The organism is Bradyrhizobium canariense (genome assembly GCF_019402665.1).
Lineage (GTDB): Bacteria > Pseudomonadota > Alphaproteobacteria > Rhizobiales > Xanthobacteraceae > Bradyrhizobium > Bradyrhizobium canariense.
In genome coordinates this window covers 1-24,896 of the sequence record NZ_VSST01000050.1, presented here as the reverse complement: position 1 = coordinate 24,896, position 24,896 = coordinate 1, and the positions used below count along the sequence as shown (strand labels likewise).

Annotated in this window: 22 protein-coding genes, 1 tRNA gene and 1 pseudogene; 15 read left to right on the top strand and 9 right to left on the bottom strand. The window is 60.6% G+C overall.

Annotation, left to right across the window (positions count from 1 at the left end; genetic code table 11):
• The first annotated feature begins 359 nt into the window (after window positions 1-359).
• From FXB41_RS26150 to FXB41_RS26125, 6 genes are all read left to right on the top strand, one after another.
• Window positions 360-1,751 carry an MFS transporter gene (locus tag FXB41_RS26150; protein ID WP_219683769.1) on the top strand — a complete coding sequence of 464 codons (1,392 nt, stop codon included), beginning with the start codon at window positions 360-362 and terminating at the stop codon, window positions 1,749-1,751.
• Window positions 1,752-1,873: 122 nt separating this feature from the next.
• Window positions 1,874-2,722, top strand: a complete 849-nt coding sequence (locus FXB41_RS26145; protein ID WP_219683767.1) for a 3-oxoadipate:acetyl-CoA acetyltransferase — start codon at window positions 1,874-1,876, stop codon at window positions 2,720-2,722.
• 114 nt (window positions 2,723-2,836) lie between these two features.
• The gene (locus FXB41_RS26140; RefSeq protein ID WP_219683766.1) at window positions 2,837-4,042 is read left to right on the top strand and encodes an MFS transporter; all 1,206 of its coding nucleotides are present in this window, start codon (window positions 2,837-2,839) and stop codon (window positions 4,040-4,042) included.
• Between the two features lie 170 nt (window positions 4,043-4,212).
• Window positions 4,213-5,442 (top strand): CaiB/BaiF CoA transferase family protein, encoded by a 1,230-nt coding sequence (locus FXB41_RS26135; RefSeq protein ID WP_219683765.1) that lies wholly within the window; start codon window positions 4,213-4,215, stop codon window positions 5,440-5,442.
• A gap of 191 nt (window positions 5,443-5,633) precedes the next feature.
• The gene (locus FXB41_RS26130; RefSeq protein WP_007602925.1) at window positions 5,634-5,849 is read left to right on the top strand and encodes a hypothetical protein; all 216 of its coding nucleotides are present in this window, start codon (window positions 5,634-5,636) and stop codon (window positions 5,847-5,849) included.
• A gap of 96 nt (window positions 5,850-5,945) precedes the next feature.
• Entirely contained in the window at window positions 5,946-6,350 is a 405-nt protein-coding gene (locus tag FXB41_RS26125; protein WP_219683764.1) for a RidA family protein, read from the top strand.
• Between the two features lie 174 nt (window positions 6,351-6,524).
• Here FXB41_RS26125 and FXB41_RS26120 read toward each other — a convergent pair whose 3' ends face one another.
• Window positions 6,525-7,187 (bottom strand): TetR/AcrR family transcriptional regulator, encoded by a 663-nt coding sequence (locus FXB41_RS26120; protein ID WP_219683762.1) that lies wholly within the window; start codon window positions 7,185-7,187, stop codon window positions 6,525-6,527.
• 223 nt (window positions 7,188-7,410) lie between these two features.
• On the opposite strand from FXB41_RS26120, the gene FXB41_RS26115 reads away from it, so the two are divergent.
• From FXB41_RS26115 to FXB41_RS26105, 3 genes are all read left to right on the top strand, one after another.
• Window positions 7,411-8,646 (top strand): acyl-CoA dehydrogenase family protein, encoded by a 1,236-nt coding sequence (locus FXB41_RS26115; protein WP_219683761.1) that lies wholly within the window; start codon window positions 7,411-7,413, stop codon window positions 8,644-8,646.
• 132 nt (window positions 8,647-8,778) lie between these two features.
• On the top strand, window positions 8,779-9,837 hold the full coding sequence (locus tag FXB41_RS26110) for a phosphotransferase family protein (RefSeq protein ID WP_007602931.1): 1,059 nt from the start codon (window positions 8,779-8,781) through the stop codon (window positions 9,835-9,837).
• Window positions 9,838-9,929: 92 nt separating this feature from the next.
• The gene (locus tag FXB41_RS26105) at window positions 9,930-10,556 is read left to right on the top strand and encodes a LysE family translocator (protein WP_219683760.1); all 627 of its coding nucleotides are present in this window, start codon (window positions 9,930-9,932) and stop codon (window positions 10,554-10,556) included.
• A gap of 140 nt (window positions 10,557-10,696) precedes the next feature.
• Here FXB41_RS26105 and argE read toward each other — a convergent pair whose 3' ends face one another.
• Complete coding sequence (argE, locus tag FXB41_RS26100) at window positions 10,697-11,869, bottom strand: acetylornithine deacetylase (RefSeq protein ID WP_219683758.1); 1,173 nt, start codon at window positions 11,867-11,869, stop codon at window positions 10,697-10,699.
• A gap of 377 nt (window positions 11,870-12,246) precedes the next feature.
• A complete protein-coding gene (locus FXB41_RS26095; protein ID WP_219683755.1) occupies window positions 12,247-13,032 on the bottom strand; it encodes an SDR family NAD(P)-dependent oxidoreductase in 786 nt (261 codons plus the stop codon).
• 134 nt (window positions 13,033-13,166) lie between these two features.
• Between FXB41_RS26095 and FXB41_RS26090 the strand changes: the two genes are divergently transcribed.
• Window positions 13,167-13,865, top strand: a complete 699-nt coding sequence (locus FXB41_RS26090) for a histidine phosphatase family protein (protein WP_219683753.1) — start codon at window positions 13,167-13,169, stop codon at window positions 13,863-13,865.
• A 74-nt stretch (window positions 13,866-13,939) separates the two neighbouring features.
• On the top strand, window positions 13,940-14,707 hold the full coding sequence (locus FXB41_RS26085) for an SDR family NAD(P)-dependent oxidoreductase (protein ID WP_219683752.1): 768 nt from the start codon (window positions 13,940-13,942) through the stop codon (window positions 14,705-14,707).
• Between the two features lie 164 nt (window positions 14,708-14,871).
• On the opposite strand, the gene FXB41_RS26080 is transcribed toward FXB41_RS26085, so the two are convergent.
• Window positions 14,872-16,125, bottom strand: a complete 1,254-nt coding sequence (locus FXB41_RS26080) for a serine hydrolase domain-containing protein (protein WP_219683751.1) — start codon at window positions 16,123-16,125, stop codon at window positions 14,872-14,874.
• A gap of 150 nt (window positions 16,126-16,275) precedes the next feature.
• On the opposite strand from FXB41_RS26080, the gene FXB41_RS26075 reads away from it, so the two are divergent.
• Window positions 16,276-16,351 (top strand) — tRNA-Trp (locus FXB41_RS26075).
• A 27-nt stretch (window positions 16,352-16,378) separates the two neighbouring features.
• Here the strand turns inward: FXB41_RS26075 and FXB41_RS26070 are convergent.
• Window positions 16,379-16,864: a hypothetical protein gene (locus FXB41_RS26070; RefSeq protein ID WP_219683749.1), complete on the bottom strand. Its 486-nt coding sequence runs from the start codon at window positions 16,862-16,864 to the stop codon at window positions 16,379-16,381.
• Window positions 16,865-17,052: 188 nt separating this feature from the next.
• On the opposite strand from FXB41_RS26070, the gene FXB41_RS26065 reads away from it, so the two are divergent.
• Window positions 17,053-17,496 (top strand): HD domain-containing protein, encoded by a 444-nt coding sequence (locus tag FXB41_RS26065; RefSeq protein ID WP_219683864.1) that lies wholly within the window; start codon window positions 17,053-17,055, stop codon window positions 17,494-17,496.
• A gap of 60 nt (window positions 17,497-17,556) precedes the next feature.
• Here FXB41_RS26065 and FXB41_RS26060 read toward each other — a convergent pair whose 3' ends face one another.
• Window positions 17,557-18,381, bottom strand: a complete 825-nt coding sequence (locus FXB41_RS26060) for an FkbM family methyltransferase (RefSeq protein WP_219683747.1) — start codon at window positions 18,379-18,381, stop codon at window positions 17,557-17,559.
• Between the two features lie 126 nt (window positions 18,382-18,507).
• On the opposite strand from FXB41_RS26060, the gene FXB41_RS26055 reads away from it, so the two are divergent.
• Together FXB41_RS26055 and FXB41_RS26050 are read left to right on the top strand one after the other, a co-directional pair.
• The gene (locus FXB41_RS26055; protein ID WP_219683745.1) at window positions 18,508-18,726 is read left to right on the top strand and encodes a hypothetical protein; all 219 of its coding nucleotides are present in this window, start codon (window positions 18,508-18,510) and stop codon (window positions 18,724-18,726) included.
• Between the two features lie 1,134 nt (window positions 18,727-19,860).
• Window positions 19,861-20,346 carry a hypothetical protein gene (locus tag FXB41_RS26050; RefSeq protein WP_219683744.1) on the top strand — a complete coding sequence of 162 codons (486 nt, stop codon included), beginning with the start codon at window positions 19,861-19,863 and terminating at the stop codon, window positions 20,344-20,346.
• Window positions 20,347-21,083: 737 nt separating this feature from the next.
• On the opposite strand, the pseudogene FXB41_RS41000 reads toward FXB41_RS26050, so the two are convergent.
• The 3 genes and pseudogenes from FXB41_RS41000 to FXB41_RS40995 all read right to left on the bottom strand — a co-directional run.
• A pseudogene (locus tag FXB41_RS41000) lies at window positions 21,084-21,258 on the bottom strand (DUF1214 domain-containing protein); the annotation flags it as partial.
• Window positions 21,259-21,282: 24 nt separating this feature from the next.
• Window positions 21,283-23,061, bottom strand: a complete 1,779-nt coding sequence (locus tag FXB41_RS26045; RefSeq protein WP_311985909.1) for an adenylate/guanylate cyclase domain-containing protein — start codon at window positions 23,059-23,061, stop codon at window positions 21,283-21,285.
• An 874-nt stretch (window positions 23,062-23,935) separates the two neighbouring features.
• Window positions 23,936-24,286: a hypothetical protein gene (locus FXB41_RS40995; RefSeq protein ID WP_246649192.1), complete on the bottom strand. Its 351-nt coding sequence runs from the start codon at window positions 24,284-24,286 to the stop codon at window positions 23,936-23,938.
• Between the last annotated feature and the right edge of the window lie 610 nt (window positions 24,287-24,896).

Below are 24,896 nucleotides of genomic sequence, written 5' to 3'. Positions count from 1 at the left end.
CTTCCTCAAGTTTCATAAAATGGACCATGCAATGGTCCAATGTCAACCGCCTCACCCCGCTGTTCTGCGAAGAGCGCTCCACACCATTCGGAACCGACATTCCTCTATTCTGCGATTTGCAGCTAAGAGGACCTTAGAGGCGTGATCTGCGCCTGGCGCGCAAATAACATCATGTTAGGTTTGTCGCATAACTGGGTAATTGTGTTAGCCCGGCGAAAGCCTATCGTCGCCACCAAGCAGACACCCATCGGCAATGACAAGCGCTCGCGAAACTCCGCAGAGCGGCCGGAGAGTGCTGCCCAATTTTGAGCGAAGCCCGTCAACGGGACGTCAGCAAAACCCAAGGGAGGAATCTTGAGATGACCGCGATCCATCAGATGAGTCAGTCCAGGAAAGCCGCTGCCAGCGGCTGGATCGGGTCGGCTCTCGAATATTATGACTTCTTCATCTACGCGACCGCCGCGTCGCTGATCTTCCCGCAAATCTTCTTCCCGTCGGAGAATCCCACCGTCGCGATCGTTGCGTCGCTGGCGACCTATGGCGTCGGCTATGTGGCTCGTCCCATCGGTGCCTTCGTGCTCGGACATTGGGGCGACACCCATGGCCGCAAGACGGTTCTCATCATCTGCATGTTCCTGATGGGCATCTCGACGATGGCCGTGGGTATCCTGCCGACCTACCAGCAGGTTGGCATCCTGGCGCCAATTCTGCTCGTCATTCTGCGCCTCGTGCAGGGATTTGCCGTTGCCGGCGAAATCTCAGGCGCAAGCTCGATGATCTTGGAGCACGCGCCGTTCGGTCGGCGGGGCTTCTATGCCAGCTTCGCCCTTCAGGGGGTGCAGGCCGGACAGATCCTCGCCGCAGCAATCTTCCTGCCGTTGGCGGCCTATATGCCGACCGAGGCCTTCAACAGCTGGGGCTGGCGGATTCCCTTCCTCCTCAGCTTCTTCGTCATCGTCGCGGGCTACATCATTCGTCGCGAAGTCGACGAGACCCCTGCTTTTGCCCGCGAGGGCGAGCGGGGAGAAGCTCCGCGCGCGCCCATCGTTCAGGCTATCAAGCTGAGCTGGCGCGACATGCTCAGGGTCATCTGCATGGCGCTGATGAATGTCATTCCTGTCGTTGCAACCATCTTCGGCGCGGCCTATGCGGTGCAGCCGGCCTACGGGATCGGTTTTGCCAAGGACGTCTATCTGTGGATCCCGGTCCTCGGAAACATGCTGGCCGTGTTCGTCATTCCCTTCGTCGGCAATCTCTCCGACAAGGTCGGCCGCAAGCCTCCGATCATCGTCGGCGCGCTTCTCTCCGGTTTGCTCGCCTTTTGTTATCTCTATGCCATCAGCATCAGGAATGTGCCGCTCGCAATATTGGTGTCGCTGCTGATGTGGGGCGTCGTCTATCAGGGCTACAACGCGATTTTCCCGAGCTTCTACCCCGAACTGTTTCCGACCCGCACCCGCGTGTCGGCCATGGCGATCTCGCAGAACATCGGCACGACAATCACTGCATTGCTTCCCGCCCTGTTTGCGACCGTCGCGCCTCCCGGCTCGACCAACATTCCGTTGACGGTGGGGGCGATTGCCTTCGCTATCACGATCATCGCCGCGCTGGCGGCCCTGACCGCGCGGGAAACCTATCGGATCAGGATCGACGATCTCGGCAATCCCAATGCTGTTCCGATGCCGCGGGCAGATTATGACCGTCAGCGCGCCGGCGATGCGGTGAGCGGGGCTGCCACGGTTCGGACCTGACGCGTATGATAGAGGCAACTGCCGCCGCGATCGATGATGTTCGCGGCGGCAGGGCCTCACTGCATAGTCAGGCTGCCGATCCGAATTTGTGCGCGTGAGCGCAATCAATATGAGGTTGCAAGATGAACCCTGCTGTCATTGCCGTCGCAATCACCGGCTCCGTTCCGCGCAAGAAGGACAATCCCGCCGTCCCGATCCTGCCGTCCGAGCAGATCGAGTCGACGCACCAGGCGTTCGAAGCCGGTGCCACGCTCGTCCATATCCATGTGCGCAACGATGACGAGACGCCGTCCTCCGATCCCGAACGTTTCGCCCTGGTGCAGGCGGGGATCAAGAAGCACTGTCCTGACATGATCGTTCAGTTCTCGACCGGCGGGCGGGGCCGCGATCCCTCGGCGCGCGGATCGTCGCTCTACCTGAAGCCGGACATGGCCTCGCTGTCCACGGGATCGGTGAACTTTCCGACCATCGTCTACGAGAACAGTGCCGCGCTGGTCGAGACGCTCGCCACCGGGATGAAGGCGAATGGCATCCGGCCGGAAATCGAGATCTTCGATCTGTCGCATCTGCATGGCGCTCGCCGTCTGATCGAGGCGGGGCTGATCGACCAGCATCCGCACGTGCAGTTCGTCATGGGCGTCAAGAACGCCATGCCTGCGGACGAGCATGTCCTCGACATCCTGCTGGGAGAGCTCAGGCGCCTGATCCCGAAGGCGACGTGGACGGCAGCCGGGATCGGACGCCACCAGGCCGAGGTCATGGGCTGGGCGCTGGCGCGGGGCGCCGATGCGGTCCGCACCGGACTCGAGGACAATATCAGGATCGACAAGGCACGCCTTGCGGCCAGCAACGCGGAGCTCGTGGCCATCGCCGGTGAGGCTGTCGCGCGCCACGGCCGGCGCGTGGCGACTGCGGCCGAGGCGCGATCCCTGCTCGGGCTCGCGGGGCAGGGAGCTCCTGCCGCCTCCTGACATGCTCCCGGCCGCCTGCTGCCATTCGTCGGCCGGCGTTTCCGTGCGCTGAGTCTCCGGGTAAGACTGCCGTCACAGGCGTGATCTGCGCCTGCCGGGCAGGCGACAGTTGGAATGCGGTTTCTGAAATCTGACAGCAGGCTCATCGGGGTCCTGCTGGTGCTCGCGGTCTCCCAGCTTGTCGGGTGGGGGACGATCGGCCTTCCCGCCATTGTCGGACGCGATCTCGCGGCCGATCTCGGCATGAGCCTGCCGGCGGTGTTCGCCGGGACGTCCGTTCTCTATGGGTCGATGGGGCTGTGCGCGCCCTGGCTCGCCAAGTCGTTTGCGCGGCACGGCGCACGAAAGGTGATGATCTCAGGTACGGTCCTCACCGTGCCGGGCTTCATCCTGCTGTCCCTCGCGCGCGAGCCGTTGCTGTATTTCGCGGCGTGGATCGTCCTCGGCATCGCCGGCAGCGCCACGCTTTCGACCGGCGCCTATATCATGCTGAACGAGGTCGCCGGGCGGCAGGCCAAGAATGCCATCGGCGCGCTGATGCTGGTGACGGGCCTGTCGAGCAGCATCTTCTGGCCGACGACGTCGTTCCTCAGCGGTCTGCTCGGCTGGCGCGGGACGTGCCTCGTCTACGCGGCGATGATGATCGTCATCAACCTTCCGCTCTACGCATTCCTCGCACCGCGCCGGAAAATCGCCGGTGATCATGGCGGTGAGCCGGTGAAATCCTCGCCGCCGCCTGCGATTCCCAGGAGCACCTTCAGCCTCGTCGCCGCCGCGATCACACTGAACGCCTTCGTCAATTTCGGCATCGGCGCCATCATGATCGAGTTGCTCCGGGCGGAGGGGCTTCCCCCGGCGCAGGCGCTTGCGTTCGGTTCAATGCTGGGCGTGATCCAGGTCAGCGCCCGCGGGCTCGATTTTCTCGGCGGAGGGCGGTGGGACGGAATCACGACCGGGCTCGTCGCCGGCACGGCGCTCCCGGTCGCCATGCTGCTGCTGATGACGAGCGAGGGCGCGACCTGGGCGGTTGCGGCCTTCATCCTGCTCTATGGCGCGGGCAGCGGCGCGATGGCGGTGGCGCGGGCGACGATCCCGCTCGTGTTCTACGATCAGACCGAGTTCGCCAAGGCCATGTCGATGATCGCACTGCCGCTCAATCTCGCCTCCGCGCTCTCGCCGCCGCTCCTTGTCGGCCTGCTCACCCAGTTCGGCAGCCGCGGCGCGCTCGGTCTCACCTTGGTCTGCTCCTGCGCCACTGTGCTGATCCTGGTCCTGCTCGGCCGCCGACGGCCGCAGGTGGCCGCAGCGGCCGTAACCTGAGAATATTCGCGCGGCGGAAATTCACCGGGCGGATGACCTGCGCCGGGCGGGCGGGCGGATGGCCGTATGCCCACAGTGCAGTGCTCGGGCCGCCAAAATGGTGTATCCGCAGGGAGCGCGGCCCGCGATCTCGCGGCCGCGCCAAGATCCAGTTCCCGGAGGAATTCGACATGTCGGCCCTGCCGCTCTCAGGCATCAAGATCCTTGACCTCACCCGCGTGCTTGCCGGGCCTTTGTCGGCCCAGATGCTGGGCGATTTGGGCGCGGAGGTGATCAAGATCGAGCGGCCGGGCACCGGCGACGACGCGCGGGCCTTCGGCCCGCCCTATCTGACCGACCCTGATGGCGGAACCAACAACAACAACTCGTTTTACCTCTGCGCCAACCGCAACAAGAAGTCGGTCACGGTCAACATCGCCAAGCCCGAGGGGCAGGCGATCATCCGTGAGCTCGCCAAGGACGTCGACGTCTTCATGGAGAACTACAAGGTCGGCGATCTCAAGCGCTACGGCCTCGACTACGAGACCATCAAGGCGATCAATCCCGGCATTATCTATTGCTCGGTGACCGGCTTCGGCCAGACCGGCCCCTATGCGCCGCGCGCCGGCTACGACGCCATCCTGCAGGCGATGGGCGGCCTGATGAGCGTCACCGGCCATATCGACGGCGAGCCCGGCGAGGGCCCGATGAAGGTCGGCCCCTCGATCGTCGACTACATGACCGGCATGAACACCTCGATCGGGATTCTCTCGGCGCTCTACCATCGCGACGCCAATGACGGCGTGGGACAGCATATCGACGTTTGCCTGTTCGACACCGTCATCGCATCGTTGTCGCACTGGCTGCAGATCTACCTCGTCAACGGCAAGACGCCGCCGCGCCGCGGCACCTGGGGCAATGGCGGCATGCCGGCCGGCGTGTTCCGCTGCACCGACGGCGAGCTGATGCTGGTGGTCGGCAATGACGGCCAGTTCCAGCGCACCTGCGCCGTGCTCGGCGAGCCCGAGCTCGCCAATGACAAGCGCTTCCTCAAGAACAACGACCGTGTCGTACACGGCAAGGAGATCATGGCGATCTTCGCCGGCCTGTTCCTGAAGCAGCCGGTCGCCTACTGGCTGGACAGGCTGGAGGAGGCCGGCGTTCCCTCGGGCCCGATCAACAATTTCGAGCAGGTGTTTTCGGATCCGCACGTCCAGTCGCGCGGCATGCGGGTGAAGGTCGACCATCCCTTCCAGCCCGATCTCTCGCTGATCCGCAACGCCCTGACGCTCTCGGAAACCCCGATCAAGGATTACCGCGCCCCGCCGCTGCTGGGTGAGCACACCCAGGAGGTGCTCGCCGGCAAGCTCGGCTACGATGCCGGCAAGATCGAGGCACTGAAGCAGCAGGGCATTATCTAGCTTCGGCGAAGCGGCCCTCGCAGTTTGGCCTGATCGCCATTTGGATAAAAAAGTGACGTCAGCATGACGCGCCTGCGGCCTTGTGCGAGCCTTGCGCGCAATCCCCAGATAATCCCGGTCCGTACTCACACAGGCTTCCGCTTGGCGCGCGACTCAGATTCGATCGGTCCACTCAGTCCGGGAGGGAACGCATGTCCTACACGATCGGGTTTCAGGCCAAGAACCAGAAGGCAATTCTGGCGACCGAGGCGGCAACGGCCAACCAAGCCGTCGCGATCGTTGCCGCATTGCGGCAAAGCGCCGACGAAATAAAGTTCATCCGCTCGCCGCAGGAAGGCGACATGGGCATCGAGATGCTGCTGCTGCTCGCCAAGGAAGAGGCCGAGGAGATGCCGCAGCACGCCTAGGCGGCTCGGCGGGCAAACTTCGATCAGAAGCGAAGCATGACGGCTGCATGATGATGTAGCAAGCCGTCATCTCGCTTGCACCGAAGGTGACCGCCCATGAATCTCGAAATTAAACGCGAAGCGCTCCACGTCGACCCGATCTCGACGTTCCTTGACCGCTGGAAAGCCCCGGTCTCGCCGGTCACGCGCGCCGGCAACATGATCTTCGTCGCCGGCCTGCCGCCATTCGACCCCGAGACGGGAGAGATCGCGGACGTGCCGATCGAGCGGCAGAGCGAACTGATCATGGAGCAGATGAAGCTGTGCCTTCAGACGGCGGGCGCGAGCCTCGACAATGTCATGAAGTGCAACGTCTACTGCACCTCGACCAAACACTTGGCCGCGTTCAACGCCGTCTATGCGCGCTATTTCCCGCGCGATCCGCCGGCGCGGATCTTCCTCTGCACGCCGGAATGGTTCGGCCCCTTCGACGTCGAGATCGACTGCATCGCGATGATGTGACCGCGCTTACTTACCTCGCCCCGCTCGCGGGGAGAGGTCGGATCGCGTCAGCGATCCGGGTGAGGGGGTGCAGGTCCCTCGACGATCTCATGCGCGGAGAGAGGCCCCTCACCCAACCCTCTCCCCGTAAGAACGGGGCGAGGGAGCGCACCGTTAGTGCGGCAACGAGTTGCGCTAACGCGCAGCCAGCCGTGACGGTGCCTTCGCCTCCGTCCGTCCCGCCGTCAGCGCCATCGTCGCCACGCTGACGACGCGCGCGACCACGTCCTCGACATCGTCGAGATCGCATTTGCCTTCCGACAGTTTCGTCAGCCGCTCGCTCTCGCGTATAGTGTGGTGCGCCATGGCGAGCGCGAAATTCAGACCCCAGTAGATATCGATGTCGCTGCGGTCGGGTAGGGACCTTCGCATCGCGCCGGCGAACTTGCGCAAATGGTCGATCTCGCGATTCTTGATGCGGCGGATCGGCGGCACGGATTCGATCGAGGCGCGGATCATGAAGCGCGCCGCGGTCGAGCGCTGGTTCTCGGGGCCAAGGCAGCCGCGCAGCGTCGGGCCGACCAGGGCATGCAGGATCACCTCGATCGGCGCGCGGCCGCCGCCTTGTTCTTCCGCCGCCTTCAATTCGCGCAGGCGCTCGCGGTTGGTGGCGATCGAGCGTGTCACGAACAGCTCCGCGATCAACTCGTCCTTCGAGCCGAAATGATAATTCACCGCCGCGAGGTTGACGTTGGCCTCCGCGACGATGTCGCGCAGCGTCACGTCGCCGAACCCGCGGTCGGCATAGAGCCGTTCGGCGGCGGCGAGGATGGCAGTCCGGGTATGATCGCTGGCCATGGGAGCCCCTCGGGGAGGGAGTTGCAATTCAAACAGTTGTATGAAACTATCGTTTGAAGGTCGGCAAAGTCAATCCGCAATCGGGACTCGTTCGCAAATGCGCGAGTGGGTTCCGGAGCATCCGCAAGCCGCGCATTCGCACTTGCGGGTCGCACAATGCGGGTGGACAGTCCGGCGCAAAACAAGTTCGCCAAAACAAGTTGGCAAAGACGAGGAGCGTCCCATGGATTTCGATCTGTCGCCGAAGCAGAAGGAATGGCTCGACCGCGTGCGGTCTTTCATGACCAAGCACGTGCGCCCGGCGGTGCCGGTCTATGATGAGCAGGATCGCACGGGCGAACGCTGGAAGGTGATCCCGGTTCTCGAGGATCTCAAGAAGAAGGCGAAGGCCGAAGGCCTCTGGAACATGTTCATGCCGCCGAACGAGCATGAGGACGACGAATTCCGCGGCGCGGGACTGACCAATCTTGAATACGCGCTGCTCTCGGAGCAGATGGGCCACATCTCCTGGGCTTCGGAAGTCTTCAACTGTTCCGCGCCCGACACCGGCAACATGGAAGTGTTCATGCGCTACGGCTCCAAGGAGCAGAAGCGCAAATGGCTGCGTCCGCTGATGGACGGCGAAATCCGCTCCGCCTTTCTGATGACGGAGCCGGCGGTGGCCTCGTCTGACGCCACCAACATCGAGACCAGCATCGTAAAGGACGGCGACCATTACGTCATCAACGGCCGCAAATGGTGGTCGTCCGGCGTCGGCGATCCCCGCTGCAAGATCGCGATCCTGATGGGCAAGACCGATTTCAAGGCGGCCAAGCACCAGCAGCAGTCGCAAATTCTGGTTCCGCTCGACACCCCCGGCATCAAGGTCGAGAAGATGCTGCCCGTGTTCGGCTTCGACGACGCGCCGCATGGCCACGCCCAGGTGCTGCTCGAGAACGTGCGGGTGCCGAAGGAGAACATCCTGCTCGGCGAGGGCCGCGGCTTCGAGATCGCACAGGGCCGCCTCGGTCCCGGCCGCATCCATCACTGCATGCGCACCATCGGCAAGGCCGAGGAGGCGCTGGAGAAGATGGTGAAGCGGCTCACCTCGCGCACCGCTTTCGGCAAGCGGATCGTCGAGCATTCGGTGTGGGAGCAGCGCATCGGCGAGGCCCGCACCAATATCGAGATGACGCGGCTGTTGTGCCTCAAGGCCGCCGACATGATGGACAAGGTCGGCAACAAGACCGCGCAGGCCGAGATCGCCATGATCAAGGTCGCAGCCCCCAACATGGCGCTGAAGATCATCGACGAGGCGATCCAGGCCTTTGGCGGTGCAGGCGTCTCGGACGAAGCCGGCCTTGCCAAGGACTACGCCCACATCCGCACGCTCCGTCTCGCCGACGGCCCGGACGAGGTGCACAATCGCGCCATTGCCAGGCTCGAGGTTCGGAAGTATGCAAACTCTTCCAGTCATTAAGCGGGAGAGCATGCTGGCGCTCCCGATTTGAAGAAACGACAGGGCATGATCCGTGATCGGATGACCGCTTGACGCAAGTGCGCTGGGGGTTACCGATTAGGATCATGTCCGGACTGAAGAGGGAGCGTCATCGTGGCTGACGGCGTCAGGAAAGACGAAGAATTCTCGGGTACCAAGCCCGTCGAGGAGCGTCATCGTATCGACGAGATGCGGCTCGAAGCCTGGATGCGCGACAACGTCGAAGGCTATGAGGGACCGCTGGTCGTCCTCCAGTTTAGGGGTGGCCAGTCCAACCCGACCTATCGGCTGGACACGCCGAACCGCTCCTATGTGATGCGCAGAAAACCGTTCGGCAAATTGTTGCCGTCGGCGCATGCGGTCGATCGCGAATATCGGGTGATCGCGGCGCTGGGAAAGCAGGGCTTTCCGGTCGCGAAGGCCTATGCGCTGTGCCAGGACGACAGCATCATCGGCTCGGCCTTCTACATCATGTCGATGGAAGACGGCCGGGTGTTCTGGGATCCGACACTGCCGAGCCAGACGCCGGAAGATCGTCGAAAAATCTTCGCCAGCAAGATCGAGACGCTGGCCAAGCTCCATATGTTCGATCCCGTCGCAATCGGTCTTGGCGACTTCGGCAAGCCCGGCAATTATTTCGCGCGCCAGATCGATCGTTGGACGAAGCAGTATCGCGCGTCCGAGACCCAGACCATCCCGGAGTTCGAGAAGGTCGCCGAATGGTTGCCGAAGACCGTGCCGGAGCAGGCCCGCGTCTCGATCGTCCACGGCGACTATCGCCTCGACAACATGATTTTCCATGCGACGGAACCGCGCGTGCAGGCCGTGCTCGATTGGGAATTGTCGACCCTCGGCGATCCCATGGCCGACTTCACCTATCTGCTGATGCAGTGGGTCATGCCCGGCCTGGACGGCGCCGACCTCAAGGCGCTCAACATTCCGAGCGTGGATGAGGCCGCGCAGATCTATTGCAACGTCACCAAGATGACGGTGCCTGATCTCAACTGGTATTTTGCTTACAACCTGTTCCGCCTCGCCGGCATCACGCAAGGAATCGCCGGCCGGGTCCGCGACGGCACCGCCGCGAACGCCAAGGCGCTGGAGTCAGCCAAGCGCACCGTGCCGCTGTCGAAGTCGTCATGGGAATACGCGCAGAAGGCGGGCGCAGTTTAAGGAATCCGAAGGGGCGCGGCTGATGGCCGCGCCTTTGCTTGCGTTCCTCTCGTGTCCGGGACACGGGACAGAATGACGAGAGAGCTGGCCGCATGATTGATCACGCCACCCTCATCACCTACATCCTCATCGTCCTCGGCTTCGTCTTCATTCCCGGACCGGCGACACTCCTCACCATGGCGCGTGCCGCGAGCTCGGGCACCAGGGTCGGCATCGCGACGGGCGCGGGAATTGCGGCCGGTGACGTGGTCCACACCACCATGGCAATCGTCGGCCTCTCTGCGATCATCGCAACGTCAGCGCTGCTGTTCAGCGTCGTCAAATACGCGGGCGCAGGCTTTCTGATCTACCTCGGCATTCGCGCCATGCTCGACAAGACGCCGCTCGAGGTGAATGGCGGCGCGCCCGCGATTAGCGCGGCGCGGGCATTCCGGCAGGCCGTGCTGACCGAGGTGCTCAATCCGAAGACCGCGTTGTTCTTCCTTGCGTTCCTGCCACAGTTCGTTCGTCCCGAACATGGTTCGACGACGCTGCAGCTCGCGCTGCTCGGCGCTGTGTTCGTGTTGCTTGGCCTCGTCAGCACGGTGGTGTTCGCCGTCGGCGCCGGCCGCCTCGGCAATTTGCTACGCCGCCATCCAGCCGTGGTTAAGTGGCAGGGCAAGGTGGTCGGGACCATCTACTGCGCGATTGGCGTGCGGCTGGCGTTGCAGGAGCGATGAGGCGCACCGCTCACGTGGGATACGCGCTGCCCCACATACTCCCGTCATTGCGAGGAGCTCTTGCAACGAAGCAAATCCAGACTGCCCCCGCGGAACCATTCTGGATTGCTTCGCTTCGCTCGCAATGACGAGGAGAAGCTTTACCCCTTCGCGCAATGCGCGATCAGCTTCTCCACGAAGCCTGCGCATTTCTCCAGCTCCGCGATTTCCACGAACTCGTCCGGTGTATGAGCCTGTGCGATCGAACCGGGGCCGATCACGACGGACGGGATATCGGCCATGCTGGCGAACAGGCTTGCCTCCGTGCCGAATGCGACCTTGGCGTGGTCGTTGCGCCCCGCAAGGCTCTTGGCCAGCGTGACGATGGTCGCATCGGCCGCCGTGTCGAGCGCGGGGTAGTCGAGGATCTCCTCGAAATCGATGCCGCACTCCGGATTCTGCTTTTTCATCGCCGGCTCAATCTCCGCCTTGGCCCAGGCGACGATCGCATCCGTGACCTCCCGCGACTCGGCGATGCCGATGCCGCGGCATTCGAAATCCACCGTGCAGCTATCCGGCACGATGTTCAGCGCGGCGCCGCCATGGACGATGCTGGTGAGCAGCGTCGAGTGCGGAACGTCGTAGAGGCTGTTCGTTGCTTTCGTGCTTGCGAGTTGCAGCGCGCGGCGGCGGATTTCGACGATCAGCTCGGCCGCATATTCGATCGCATTCACGCCCTCAGGCGCGATCGAGGAGTGGCGGGCGAGGCCCTTGAAGGTCGCGCGCACGCCGTGCTTGCCCTTGTGGCCGATGATGACCTTCATCTCGGTCGGCTCGCCGATGAAGGCGCCGAGCGGTTTGATCCGTTTTTTTGCGACCTCGTGCAGCATCGGCCGCACGCCGACGCAGCCGATCTCCTCGTCATAGGAAATGGCGAGATGAATCGGCGTCGCAAGCTTTGCCTCCAGCATCTCGGGCACCATGGCAAGGCACACCGCGACGAATCCCTTCATGTCGGTGGTGCCGCGGCCATAGAGCCTGCCGTCACGCTCGACCAGCTTGAACGGATCGTGGCTCCAGTCCTGGCCGACCACGGGCACCACGTCGGTATGGCCCGACAGCACCAGGCCGGGGCGGTCCTCGGGTCCAATGGTGACCCATAGCGAGGCTTTCTGTCCGGTCTCGTCGACGATGCGCTCACCCTTGACGCCATGCGCGGCGAGATAGCTTTCAATATGCGCGATCAGGGGCAGGTTGGAGCGATCGCTGATCGTGTCGAAGCCGACGAGGTCGGCGAGCAGCTTGCGAATACGGTCGGGTCTTGAGCTCGGCATTTTCACGTTCTTGTCAGGGGGATGGAAGCTGAGATGCTTGCACGAACCATACCAACGTCGTGCTCCTGTGAGCAAATCAACATGTCGGTCCCGTAGCCCGGGTGAGCGAAGCGATACCCGGGACAGCTCGTAGTCGGAATCCCGGATGTCGCTTCGCTCATCCGGGCTACGAGACGTTGTATTGCCCGTCGGGCAAAACTCCCTAATTGTCGGTCAACGCTGGGCGGCCGCGGAAAGACTCTGGATTGCTTCGCTGCGCCGCTGCGCTCGCAATGACGGTGCTGAAGCAGTTGCGCGACAAAACTCCTGTCTCGTGCCGCGGACGCTGCGCAACGCCAAGAACGTTGCGGCGCGTCCGCGACGCGAGAGCGCGTGAACTAAACCGGCTTTCCCGTATAGGGCATCGACGCCGTCAGTCCGCCGTCCACCGGGAAGGCCTGGCCATTGACATACGACGCCTCGTCGCTGGCCAGAAACAATCCCATCGCGGCGAGCTCGTGCGGCTGGCCGGGGCGCTTGAGCGGATTGAGCTGGCCGATCTTGTCGGCGGTGCCGCGCTCCTTGGCGCGGTCGAAGATCGGCTTGGTCATGCCGGTCTCGATCAGACCGGGGCACACCGCGTTGATGCGCACACCGGTGCCGGTGAGCGAATACGCCGTGGTCTGCACCAGGGAGATGACGCCGGCCTTGCTCGCGGCATAGGGATGACCGCTGGCGCCAGCCTTGAGGCCCGCCACGGACGCGGTCAGCACGATCGCGCCGGACTGCTGCTTCACCATGTGCGGCATCGCATGCTTCACCGCGAGAAACGGCCCGATCAGATTGATGCGCAAGACCTCCTGCCATTGCTCGACGGTCTGCTCGCCGAGCGGGACGAGTCCGCCGGAGACGCCGGCATTGGCCCAGATCACGTCGAGCCGGCCGTGCGTCTTCACCGCCTTGTCGATCACGGCCATGACGTCCTGTTCGGAACCTGCATCCGCGATCATCGCTTCCGCGACACCGCCGGCCTTCTTCACCTCGTCGACGGTCTCCTTCACCGCCTCGGTGCGATCGACCGCGATCAGCTTGGCGCCTTCTCTGGTGAACAGCAGCGCGGCCGCGCGGCCGATGCCGCTGCCGGCACCGGTGATGATGACGGATTTGCCTTGCAGACGGCCCATGCGGTTTCTCCCTTTGGTTCGCACGCGACGCTTGCCGCGCGACGGAATTTCAAACAAGATTTCAAACGGTAAAGTGTCTTGAGACACGTTCGCTACTGACGTACAGCGACATCAAACGGGATGGAAGGGTTTCGATGGCAGGTGCAGACAAGCCCAAAGTGGTGACGACACGCTGGTGGTGGGTCCGTCACGCGCCCGTGCGCAATGACGGCGGCAACATCTACGGTCAGTCTGATCTCGCCTGCGACACCAGCGATACCTACGTCTTCAATGCTGTTGCCAAGGTGCTGCCACGCAAGGCGGTCTGGTATTCGAGCAATCTGATGCGCACGCATCAGACCGCCGAAGCCATCTGGGCGGCCGGCTTCCCGAGGCCTGCGGCGATGACATGGGAAGCGGACCTCGCCGAACAAAATCTCGGGCGATGGCAGGGCATGAATCGCGCCGAGTTCATCGCCAGCCGTCCCGTTGGATCGAGCTGGTTTGCCGACATCAACGAGCCCGCGCCCGGCGGTGAGAGCTTCATGGATCTCTACAACCGGGCCCGCCGCGTCATCGATCGGATCAATCTCGAGGCAGCCGGGCAGGACGTGATCGCCGTCGCACATGGCGGCACCATCAAGGCGGCGCTGGGGCTGGCGCTCGACAATCAGCCGGAGCGGGGGCTCGCGTTCGATATCGACAATTGCTCGGTGACGCGGCTCGACTATTTCGTAAGCCCCGAGCGCAATGTCTGGCGGCTGCCGATGGTGAACCAGCAGCCGTGGATCGCGGACGATGCGCACGCGGCGATGCATCAACCCGCGGGACCGGAAGTCAAGAAGCTCGCCTGACTGAGCAGTCATTCCGGGTTCGGCCTCGCCGCCCGGAATGACAATGAACACGAAGATCAATCTGGGAGAGAAACATGACCTTGTTCGACATGAAGGGGAAAGTCGCCGTCATCACCGGCTCGACGCGCGGCATCGGGCTTGCGATCGCCGAGCGCATGGCCGAGCACGGCGCCAAGGTGGTGATCTCCTCGCGCAAGGCCGACGTCTGCGACCAGGTCGCGAAGGGCATCAACGACAAGTTCGGCAAGGGCACGGCGGTCGCGATTGCCGCCAACATCTCGTCGAAGGAAAACCTGCAAAACCTCATCGACGAGAGCAACCGCGCCTTCGGCAAGATCGACGTGCTGGTCTGCAACGCCGCGTCGAACCCGTATTACGGACCGCTCGCCGGCATCTCCGACGATCAGTTCAGGAAGATTCTGGACAACAACATCGTCGCCAACAACTGGCTGATCTCGATGGTGGTGCCGCAGATGATCGAGCGCAAGGACGGCTCGATCATCATCGTCTCCTCGATCGGCGGCCTGAAAGGCTCGACCATCCTCGGCGCCTACGCGATCTCGAAAGCCGCCGACATGCAGCTCGCGCGCAATTTGGCCTGCGAATACGGCCCGCACAACATCCGCGTGAACTGCATCGCGCCCGGTCTGATCAAGACCGATTTCGCGAAAGCGTTGTGGGACAATCCGGAGAATCTGAAAGCCTCGACCGCGCGTTCGCCGCTGCTGCGCATCGGCATCCCCGACGAGATCGCGGGCGCTGCGGTGTTCCTGGGCTCGAAGGCCGGCGACTTCATGACCGGCCAGACCATGGTGATCGACGGCGGCGCGACGATCAGTTGAGGCCCCAGTAGCTGTCATCGCCCGCGAAGGCGGGCGATCCAGTACTCCGCGGCCTGCGTTGGAGAGCTCGCTCTCACCACATCCGACACGGAGTACCGGATGCCCCGCCTTCGCGGGGCATGACAGAGAGTGTGGAGGTGCGACGCTGCGATCAGGCGAAGCCCTCAATCCACCGCCGCGTACACCAGATACCGCACCAGCGTCCGCGTAAAATCGCGCTGTCCCGGGCCTTGGCTCATGAACACGACGAACAGATCCTCCTTCGGATCGATCCAGAAGAACGTCCCCGCAATTCCGCTCCAGAAAAACTGGCCGACGCTGCCGGGGAAGGGCGCGATGCCGGCTTCGCGGCGCACCGCGAAGCCGAGGCCGAAGCCGTGGCCGGGCGACAGCAGAGTGCCGTTGGTCACGACGTGAGGCCCGAGATGATCGGAGGCCATCAGCTCCAGCGTCTTGCGGCCGATGATCCTGTTGCCGTCGAGCGTGCCACCATTGCGCAGCATCAGCGCGAAACGGGCATAGTCCATGGTGGTGGAGACGAGGCCGCCGCCGCCGGACTCCATGATTGGCTGCTCGAGCATGTTGAACAGCGCGACCTTGTCGCCGGTCCAGGGATCGGCCGCGAACGGCTCGGCGAGCCGGCCGACATTGGCCTCCGCTGTCGCAAAACCGGTCTCGGCCATCTGCAAGGGCGCGAGAATGCGCTCGGAGAGGTAGGTGCCGAGCGACTTGCCGCTGACGATTTCGATGATGCGACCGAGGATGTCGGTGGAGCGGCTGTAGTTGAACTCGTCGCCGGGATGGCAGACCAGCGGGAAGCTCGCCACCAGGGTGGCATGCTCGGCATTGGTGATCTTGCGGCTGCGCACCCGCGACTCCTGGTAGATCTTGTGCACGGGGCCGTCGCCCTGGTGCTCGTAGGTCAGGCCAGAGGTGTGGCGGAGAAGATCCTGCACCGTCATCGGGCGTTTCGGCGGAACCAGTTCCAGCTTGCCGCCGCTGACCACGCCGACCTTTTGATCGGCGAACTCCGGAATGAATTTCGCGACGGGGTCGGCAAGAATCAGGTGGCCGTCCTCGACCAGCGTCATGATGCCGACCGACACGATCGGCTTGGTCATCGAGAAGATGCGGAAGATCGAATCATGCGCCATCGGCGCCGAGCCCGTCGGGCTCTGCCTGCCGAGCGCCTCGAACCAGCCGACCTGGCCGTGCCGCGCCACCAGCACGGTGACGCCCGGCACGGTTCCCTTGTCGATCTCGCGCTTGAAGGCGTCCGACATGGCCTGGAGGCGGGTGCGCGACAGCCCCAGCGTCTCAGGGCGGGATTCCGGCAGAGGCGGGGTCTTCGGCGAGGTCGAGGGGCGGTGGGCGGCTGTCGCGGACGCTTGGGCAGTCGCAAAGGCTTGGGCAGTCATGGGCACTCCCAGTTGCTTATTATTGTTCGGAGCGGACTGTGGCCCAGAAGGCGCGGCACAAACAAGCGAGGCCAGCGCGCTTCACCCTTGCAATCCGGCCGCCCCCTGTGCTTCAAAGCGGCCTGATCCGGGCGGCAACGCAGGGTCCGTAGGAGTGTAGCTCAATTGGTAGAGCACCGGTCTCCAAAACCGGGGGTCGCAGGTTCGAGCCCTGCCACTCCTGCCAGCATTTTCAAGGACTTACTTAGGAAACCTAGCTCGGGTCAGTGAGGCCTGCCGGCGTGGGGTACACGGCGGGGTAAACGTTGCTGAGCTGGTGAGCCAGACGGTCCAGCCAACGCGCGTCTCTTCGGCGAGGGAAATCAGCAGCGATCAGATCAAAGCCGCGCGCCTTGAGCGGCGCGAACCTACCTCTTGAACCATAAGGTCCCGCGCTGGCCTCCAAAGCCTCCAGCATCTCGGCAAACCCAAGCCGGGTGTCTATCGGGTCGGAGACCTTCACAGCCTCATCATGATAGGTGCCGACGAGGTCGATGCCGGCGCGCTTCGCAAAACGCTCATGGCCTGCAGCTGTCTTCGGCCGCTGTCCTTGTCCTCGCCAATGTTGGCCGCTGAAGAGGTCCTCAAAAGCGAACGCCTTACCTATGCCGAACAAACGTACGTCATTCCTGAGAAATTGATACGAATATGGGCAGTGGATCAATGCCCACTTTGGAATCCCAGCGATTCGTTTCTGCATGGATAGAAGAAGAGGCTGTGACGTGAGAGCGTAGAGCTAATTTGGAATCGTGAGCCCGTGATGCATAGCTCGCGAAGCGCCGAGCGGGTTCGCATGTTCGAAGGTTGTAGGTCACCTGCTTGGGCAGCGGCTTGCCCGTTTAGGTTGGGTTCGGCAGATTGGACTGCAGACGGTAGGTCAATGATTCGATGACAAGCGATTTTAGAGAGTGTGAAATTTGGAGCCGCGTCTTCAAAAATGTCGACCCGAAGGACGTCGAGAAGGCTACTCGCCTAAAGACCTCGTTCATCGTGTTTCGGGAGCGTGTAAAAGGCATTCTTGAGAAAATCTCTAGTTGCCTTCCCAATCTGACAGTCCATGACATTACGCACATTGATGCGCTGTGGGACACTGCCGGCTTAATTGTTGGCTCCTCATATCCGCTGAATCCAATGGAAGTGTACGTGCTTGGAGACGTCATGCTGGCCCAGAAGATCGCGCTTGAAACGTGCGAGAGCAGCGCGCTCGCAGTAGCCCGAAAGTTCACTCCCAGCCGTTTCTTGTTCAGCCGGTCCCGCCCGCTTCTGGTGGTTTCTCGCCTGCAAGAAGGTTCTTGGGTTGCGAGGATGGCAGCTGGTGCGGCCTGCAGTTGAATGGTTTAGATCTACCGTGCGGAAGGACCACCGCTGAAGGCTGCCAAAACGACTGGGCCCCTATCCGACCTTGTCAGTTTCGTTCGCGCCTGCCCATACCTCAGCGGATTTACGGCGCTGCCGTCGATAGCTCGTTGTTGGGCCAGTGTGGATGCGACGCCTGTTTATGAATAGGAAATCGACCTCGATCAGCGTGGGAAAGGCGTAGTGCGTGGGAAGGACTGCATTTACGGCAAAGCCCCGTTCTTCGTAAAATGTTACGGCTTCTCTCAGGCTCGGTTGGTCTTGGTACAACGGAGCGATTGCCACTTCGGATTGGAGGCCATAGAATTCTGAGAGCATCTCGCCGGCTCCCGCGGCAACGGAGAGGTCATGCCCTTGAGTATCCATTTTCAGAAAGGCACGCTTGAACCCAAGCGCTTTTTGATATTTGCGAAAGTAATCATCGAGCGTGTCTGTGTCGATGCCGATTCTTTCTGACGCGGCTATATCCCGCTCAAACACGCCACCCGACAGCGGCGTATGCAGAGACGATAGGGAATGCGACGATGCTACATTAAACTCGACATGCCGTCGCGTTGAATCCAACGCAACGCTCTCAACATACCAACTCGCATCGTAGACAGCTTTTTCGCGCAGCGCCTTCGCAAGTTGCGGGATAGGTTCGAACGAAACAATCTGGCCATCATAACCGATAGACCTCAGCAACTCGGCATATTGCCCCTCGTTTGCGCCAACGTCAAAAACGCAATCGGCGTCGAGATAGACGAGCAGTTCGCGGAGCGCATGCTTCTCATGCAGCAGGGGGAAACGATGCGCATGCGCGATTCCAATCGACATCTTGTTAAAGGCGATATCCTGCAGGAGCCGCTTAAAGGTCAGCATGACTGCCACTCGGGGGTTTTCCAGCTATTGACGTTGTGGTAGGCATTAATTATAAATAAATGCAAATTAACTCGCAATAAATGCGCAAAACAAGATCTGACCCGTTTAAAAATGTGGAGCAGAACAATGAAGATCGCCTCGGGAGTTTTGTCTGCATTAGCTCTGGCCTTCACTCTAATAATTTCTGCGCCGCCCGCCCTAGCCTGCAACGGCAATGGAAATTGCGAAAACGCGCCCGGCCAAGTGAAGGGAGCCCCCGGTCCGATTGCTGGCACCGGCCTTCCGATTCTCGCCATTGGCTACGGTGTCTACTGGTTGGTTAAACGCCGTCGTAAGGTTGGCTGACATTGGTAGCTCGCCTGCCCCGGGGCAGCCTGTCTTACCTGACATTTCGGTGGGTACTTCAAGCGGTCGCAAGGGGGTGCACGCCAATCCCGAAGAGAGCGATTGCTAGCCTGTTATAATGAGCACGCCGCGCAGGCGAGGCGTTGCAGTTAGCTAATCGCAATCTCCGCTGATACTAGCCGGACGAAATCGTTGTGTCCGCTTTCGTCTACGCCAGAGTTCAAGGGATTTCGGTTCTCAAGCAAGGCTCTATCGTGGTCTGGGAAACACTCGGCGGCTGAAACGAGGCGAGGCACTGGATTGTGGTCGCATGTTCAAAGGAGTGGATTGCACGTGGTACATTGCGAATATCGAGGCAGTTGTCACGCGGAGAATTCTTTGCGGGACTATTCGCTCTCGGTTGTGTAAGTGGCCTCGCATCACGCATCATCCAATCAGTTAACCGGCTTGGATGGGCGGAGGCACTTTTCAATACCTTCGGGATTAGCATAATTGTGTGGATCTCGTGTGCCGCCGGGGTATCTCTTGTTCATCGAGACCGAACGTTTGGGGTGCGTCCGTCAGAGCTGGCCCTGGGGGCAGGTTTTCTCTTTCTCGTCGTTCTTCCGATCGGAGCCCTGAGCTGGCTCGCAGTAACCGCTCTTAGTCTCTACATCATTATCTCCGCCGATGTCGTCTCATCTCGACGGGGCGCTTTCATATTACTGGCTATCACCGTGCCCATGCTTTGGAGCCGGTTGCTATTTCAGTTTTTTGCCAACCTAATATTGCAAATCGACGCGTCCCTCGTTGGTTGGATACTGGGGACGCATCGGACCGGGGACATCGTGGAATTTGCTGACGGATCCGGAGTTCTTGTAATCTGGCCAGCTTGTTCTTCGCTTGCGAACGTGTCTCTTGCAGTACTGTGTTGGGTTACCGTGAGCCAATTAGCGGGCTCCAAGAAATCCGCTTACGACGTGTTGTGGTGCCTTTTGGCCTGCGTTTCAGTAATAGCAGTGAACGTCGCGCGGATTAGTTTGATGGGTTTGAGCCAATGGCATTACGCCACCGTCCATGGATCATGGGGAGACACGGTCGGCAACACAATCATACTCGGCCTAATAGTCGGCTTCAGTGTTCTTGGGGTGAGGCGTGAACTATTCCAGCGCATTTAGGTGGTCTATTGCTGCCGTGCTTTTGTTGACGATTGGATGGAAGATCGCAAGCCAGCCCGAAACTCAAAACTATTTAAAGGACGACCTTATCAAATTCTTTGAACGCAACCACTTCGACGTCGTCGTGACCGACGAGGTCGTGAATTACACGCCGATTATCCGGGCGAGCAGAGCCTCGTGCCATCTGCAGATCGCGACACTTATTCCCGATGGCTCGAACCGGGATCTCATTCGGCATCTTGCTGCAGGTACAGATCGTTCGTTCGTTGTCTTTCGCGGCACGGTGTACGTCCAACAGCCCGTATTCTGGACAGTACTCGATTACTTTTGGTCCAAATTTCTTCGCGAGCTTGGATTGATTAAGCACATTACGCCCGTCATTAGCGTAGCGGTGAACTCATCGTGCAATGGCGAGGGACTTCCGTGGGGTGAGCTAGAAGGTGTCAGGAGAGATCCGCGCTGAACGCCATTGATTGCCAAGAGCTGATGGCGGGTCGGCGCCATCGGCGACCTGCCGTAGCCTACTCCAGTCGACATCCCTCACGTCGGATGCGATCGCGAAGTCGGGCGCAGGCGCGCCGAGGGTACCTCTGAGGAGTTATGAAGTACATTTTCATCGCGGTCGGCTGCTGGCTGCTGCTGAACCTGCTCTTCGTTGTGCTAGTCACTCCGCCGCGTAGGTCGCGCCGGCCGCGACAGCTTGCTCGCACGATTGAAGCAGTCAAGAAATTCATTTTGAGCAGACGGCAGCCCCCTACCTGAGTGGAGACAGTGGGGTTCCGAATTTCCGGAACTACTCGGGTTCGCAGACGGGATTCACATGCTTTAATGAAGCCGAGCGCGGTCGCTGATTTAGTCTTCTCATTTGCTCTGATGCTGTCCTGATAGTGATTTTTGTGGTGGGGAGGACATTTATGCGAGGATCTCGCGCAATCCTTTACGAACGACTTAGCGAACTCGCTTCTCAGCTCTCAGAGTTGCAAGATCTTCGAGATCTGGTGGAAGAAGTTGAGCGAAGCGCCCGCGGTGTGCCTCCATTACGCTTGATACATCCTCCGTCGCGCCGCGTTCGGCGTCGTGAACGGGGCGCTTTGTCTGTTCGCCTCCGTCGCCACGCGCCACTAAGCGGGAATGCAGGAGCTATCAGCCCCCCCTGACAACGACAACCAAGTCGATTGGACTTTGCTGGAGCCATCCCTCGTCTAGAGCCGGGAGCCAGTTTGCTTCCTTGTACGCACCGGGGCTGTCTTTTTGGATGTAGAGCGTCACCGTGCCGCCCGCGTCTTTCTTCACCCGACAACATTGGAGAGTTGATCAAGTAACGGTTGATCGGGTTCTTTATCAGGAACTGGCTCTTCCGGTCGTGCATCGTCACCCACGGCTAGGATTTCGCTCCGTCTCACGCTTGGAGGCCGGCCTTACGCAGCGCGTTGGAGTAATGTTCCTTATCTTGCTGTCTCTTGAGATAGTTGACTAAACCTGTGGAGATCCGTTCATCGGAAATCAATGCACACAGCTTCGCAATGGCTCGTTGTGCCTCGCTGTAAAATCCAAGTACCGAATTGCTGGCCGCGATCACTCGAAGCGCCGGAGGCCAGTCGGGCTTCAGCCGCAACGCCTTGATAGCCCATTCAATTGCCTCTGCTTCTCTTCGTCCAATAAAGTGAGCGAATGCCATAGCGGAATAAGCAAGAAAGATACGCGGATCTAAGGGATTGAGCCTTATAGCACGATGCACACTGTCGATCGCCCGGTCAGCATCGCCTGCGTACGCGTTGATCCATCCAGCGCGGGCCCATGCTACAGAAAGATTGGTATCCAACTCGGTGGCCCGCGTAACCAGGGAGATGGCCTCGTCATTCTCACCGAAGAACATCGCCATCGCATGCGCCGCCCAACAAAGCGCAATTGGATCATCCATCCCAATGTCTCGCGCTCGATGAATTAGCCGCGCAATTTCTCTTTTATCTTGATGGTTGGACCAATGGCTTGATCGATCCATAATGTAGCAAGAAATTGCTAGCCCGTAAGGCGTTGTAAATTCAGGATCATGATCGATCGCCGCGTAGAAAAGCTTCTTTGCTTGGTCATTATCATCCTTGGTCCAGCGATTCCAGCTCGAGAGTCCACGCAGGTAGAGATCGTAAGCATCAAGGCTGATGGTGGATTTCTGCTTCGCTCGTTCTATTTCGGCTTGCTCTATCCGAGGCGCAATGGCGCCTACTACCCGAGCGACAAGGCCGTCTTGTAGATCGAAAATATTCTCAACATCATCGGCAACGTGATGGTCGAATTTGTCCGCCCATAAGTGAGAACCAGTGACGGCGTCTATAAGTTGTCCTGTAATGCGAATCCTGCCAGCTGCCTTTCGAACGCTCCCTTCAAGTACGTAACGCACGCCCAATTCACGTCCGACCTGTTTGATGTCGACGACTCTGTCTTTGTAAATGAAGGTCGAGTTGCGGGCGATCACAAACAGCGATCTGAACCGAGAGAGCGCGGTGATGATGTCCTCGACCATACCATCCGTGAAGTATTCCTGGCCGGGACCGCCCAACATGTTCTCGAACGGCAGGACAGCTATAGAAGGCTTGTCGGGCAGCGCCAGCGGCTTCTTGGCCCATGGGTCGGGCACAGAAACCGCTCCATCCTTCAATTTTGCTGCGTAGGTACGAACAGGCCGGTCGATGTTCTTAAGGTTCTGCTCGCCTAGATCGACGAACTCAACCGGGACCTTGCCACGAACCTGATCGTAGGCAAAAGACGAGATGCAAATGCCACCGGGTTCCGCGATGCTCTCAAGTCGAGCCGCGATATTGACGCCGTCTCCAAAGATGTCATGGGCCTCGATGATTACGTCGCCAATATTGACGCCCACACGGAAAGCTATACGTCTTTCTTCAATCTCACCGGCTGTAAGTTCCTTGGTTCGAGTCTGGAACTGCAAAGCAGCTCGAACCGCCTCAACCGCGCTTGGAAACTCCGCCAGGAAACCGTCACCGGTGTTCTTCACGAAGCGGCCCCGATGCTCCGCGATCGCGGGGGCTACACCCTCCGCTAAGAGAGATGCCAGCCTGGTATGCGTCGCCTCTTCATCCTTGTGCATAAGCCGCGAATAGCCCGCCACGTCAGCGGCTACAACAGCTGCTAGTCGACGCTCGATGCGTTCGCCCGCCACGAAGGACCCCTATGATCTAAGCCAAGAGATCAAACCATAGGGACTGGCCTCGCGCTAGCGGGTAGGCTCCGTGACTCAGTAGGCTTACCCCGCGATTAAAACGACAGATGACCTGACTATCGCTAGGAAAAGCGTTTCGACATGGAAGCTGACCACCTTGAAAAGGGCGTGTCTAGGTCAAGTACTGTGAATTTGGCTTGGGCAACGATGCTTTCTTAGCGAACATTTCAATTCGGCTTTCAGCGTGTGATGCGAGAGCTTTTGTGCTTCCGGAAGAAGATGAGCCGAGAGTTAGACGCATTGACGACATGGCGGCAGTCGTTGCTTAGCCTGGGCCAAACGGATGAGAACCTTATAGTTGATATGGGAAAGTTTGAGGATATTCTGACCGAATGATCGACCGTTCTGGGCAGCTGGAAAGATGCGGAAGGCAGTGGACCTGCAAGACTGGGCTTCGCAAGTTGCGGCAGACACCTACCGGCTAAATTTGCTCTGTCAGCTCACGGGGCGAACAATCCCCAAGGAGCCATCGGTCAGCGATGATGAACTCACCGACGCCATAAGCCAAAGCTTCACGCAGGTGAGCGACGCACGGTTCCGAGAGATGGTCGAGATATCAACCGACGCGGCCCTCGCAGCTTACGACAGGGCAGTATCTGCTGGCATCAGGTTTTGGCGATCCCGGCGCGGTAACTGATTGCTCGGAAAGATCCCTGGCATCGCTCGCCAATGTCGGCCCTGAGGTCTGGTTGTGGCCCGTGGCTGACCTCAGCCCGGAGCGCGGGCATGTCCGCTTCGGGCAACTGACCCGACCAAGGCCATGCTGGCTGGAGAGGGCAGCCTTTGACCGAAGCGGATTACCTTTCAAAGGGCATTAAGTCATACTGCCAGGCATGAAGCATCGGACGCGCGGATGGCCGTCTATGTAGTGCCTCCAGACCATTGTGCGGCCGAAACGGTTTGGTTCTGTGATAACCGCGCCATCAGGTACGATCACCCATTCGTCGTCAATGAGGACGCGGTAACGCCCACGAGTGGACTCCCAATCCGCATCGGACACTATGTACCCGTCGGCATCGGTACAGCACTTCCCAAATTCGCTCTGCAAGCTTTCGAACCATGGCTTCAGCGGAGAGTGGTCGTATCGGCCATCGTCACGTGCCAGTACGGGTGTCAGTAGCAACGCTGAGCCAAGCAACGATGCCGCAAGTTTCGCTGGAAACATCTCTTTGCCTCCGCGATATTCACCGGCCGATCCGCTGGCTTGGTGCGGCTTAGGCTGGCAACCCGGAAACTAAGTCCTTTGCAACTGCCGCTGATGAGTGACGGTAGCCAAAATCGCTCGACGCTGTGATGGCATAGTCCATCCCCATCGTCTACTGACGTGAGTCCTGCAATTCGAGCGAAGGTTCAAAAACGACAACAGTTCAACAAAGGTCAGTGCAGCTGCTTCTTTGGCCCAGCCTGTCAGGACGACTTGGGCCGACTCGGCCGATTGACCGCTGCTGGCCCATCAGCGAAGTAGCAACGCACCGGTTGAGGTCCGCTCAGTGAGGCATGGCGGACCAGATTTGCTCTTCTTCGCATTTTGACCCACATGTATGGTCCGGCCGCGCGTTGCAAGAGGTTTCGTCAACCTGGCAGATGCGGTCTTGCATCAATGTATCCGGCCTCTGATTGGAGCGTGTTGTGCTCCGGGCCATCATGGATATCAGCGCGCATTCGAGCTAATTAGCGGACAGGCCTCGAACGGGCCATTCGGGTCACCAGTGTTCGCATGCGCCGGGAAGACCGATCCTCCATCGTTGTCTCATTCCTCTCGCAGACCTCGGCGG

Coding starts and splice junctions, on each gene's coding strand:
- FXB41_RS26140 (WP_219683766.1), top strand. CDS start 2,837: ATGCGGTTTCTGAAATCTGACAGCAGGCTCATCGGGGTCCTGCTGGTG.
- argE (WP_219683758.1), bottom strand. CDS start 11,869: ATGCCGAGCTCAAGACCCGACCGTATTCGCAAGCTGCTCGCCGACCTC.
- FXB41_RS26070 (WP_219683749.1), bottom strand. CDS start 16,864: ATGCAGAAACGAATCGCTGGGATTCCAAAGTGGGCATTGATCCACTGC.
- FXB41_RS26145 (WP_219683767.1), top strand. CDS start 1,874: ATGAACCCTGCTGTCATTGCCGTCGCAATCACCGGCTCCGTTCCGCGC.
- FXB41_RS26060 (WP_219683747.1), bottom strand. CDS start 18,381: ATGCTGACCTTTAAGCGGCTCCTGCAGGATATCGCCTTTAACAAGATG.
- FXB41_RS26095 (WP_219683755.1), bottom strand. CDS start 13,032: ATGGGCCGTCTGCAAGGCAAATCCGTCATCATCACCGGTGCCGGCAGC.
- FXB41_RS26135 (WP_219683765.1), top strand. CDS start 4,213: ATGTCGGCCCTGCCGCTCTCAGGCATCAAGATCCTTGACCTCACCCGC.
- FXB41_RS26105 (WP_219683760.1), top strand. CDS start 9,930: ATGATTGATCACGCCACCCTCATCACCTACATCCTCATCGTCCTCGGC.
- FXB41_RS26150 (WP_219683769.1), top strand. CDS start 360: ATGACCGCGATCCATCAGATGAGTCAGTCCAGGAAAGCCGCTGCCAGC.
- FXB41_RS26055 (WP_219683745.1), top strand. CDS start 18,508: ATGAAGATCGCCTCGGGAGTTTTGTCTGCATTAGCTCTGGCCTTCACT.
- FXB41_RS40995 (WP_246649192.1), bottom strand. CDS start 24,286: ATGTTTCCAGCGAAACTTGCGGCATCGTTGCTTGGCTCAGCGTTGCTA.
- FXB41_RS26130 (WP_007602925.1), top strand. CDS start 5,634: ATGTCCTACACGATCGGGTTTCAGGCCAAGAACCAGAAGGCAATTCTG.
- FXB41_RS26120 (WP_219683762.1), bottom strand. CDS start 7,187: ATGGCCAGCGATCATACCCGGACTGCCATCCTCGCCGCCGCCGAACGG.
- FXB41_RS26115 (WP_219683761.1), top strand. CDS start 7,411: ATGGATTTCGATCTGTCGCCGAAGCAGAAGGAATGGCTCGACCGCGTG.
- FXB41_RS26085 (WP_219683752.1), top strand. CDS start 13,940: ATGACCTTGTTCGACATGAAGGGGAAAGTCGCCGTCATCACCGGCTCG.
- FXB41_RS26125 (WP_219683764.1), top strand. CDS start 5,946: ATGAATCTCGAAATTAAACGCGAAGCGCTCCACGTCGACCCGATCTCG.
- FXB41_RS26090 (WP_219683753.1), top strand. CDS start 13,167: ATGGCAGGTGCAGACAAGCCCAAAGTGGTGACGACACGCTGGTGGTGG.
- FXB41_RS26080 (WP_219683751.1), bottom strand. CDS start 16,125: ATGACTGCCCAAGCCTTTGCGACTGCCCAAGCGTCCGCGACAGCCGCC.
- FXB41_RS26065 (WP_219683864.1), top strand. CDS start 17,053: ATGACAAGCGATTTTAGAGAGTGTGAAATTTGGAGCCGCGTCTTCAAA.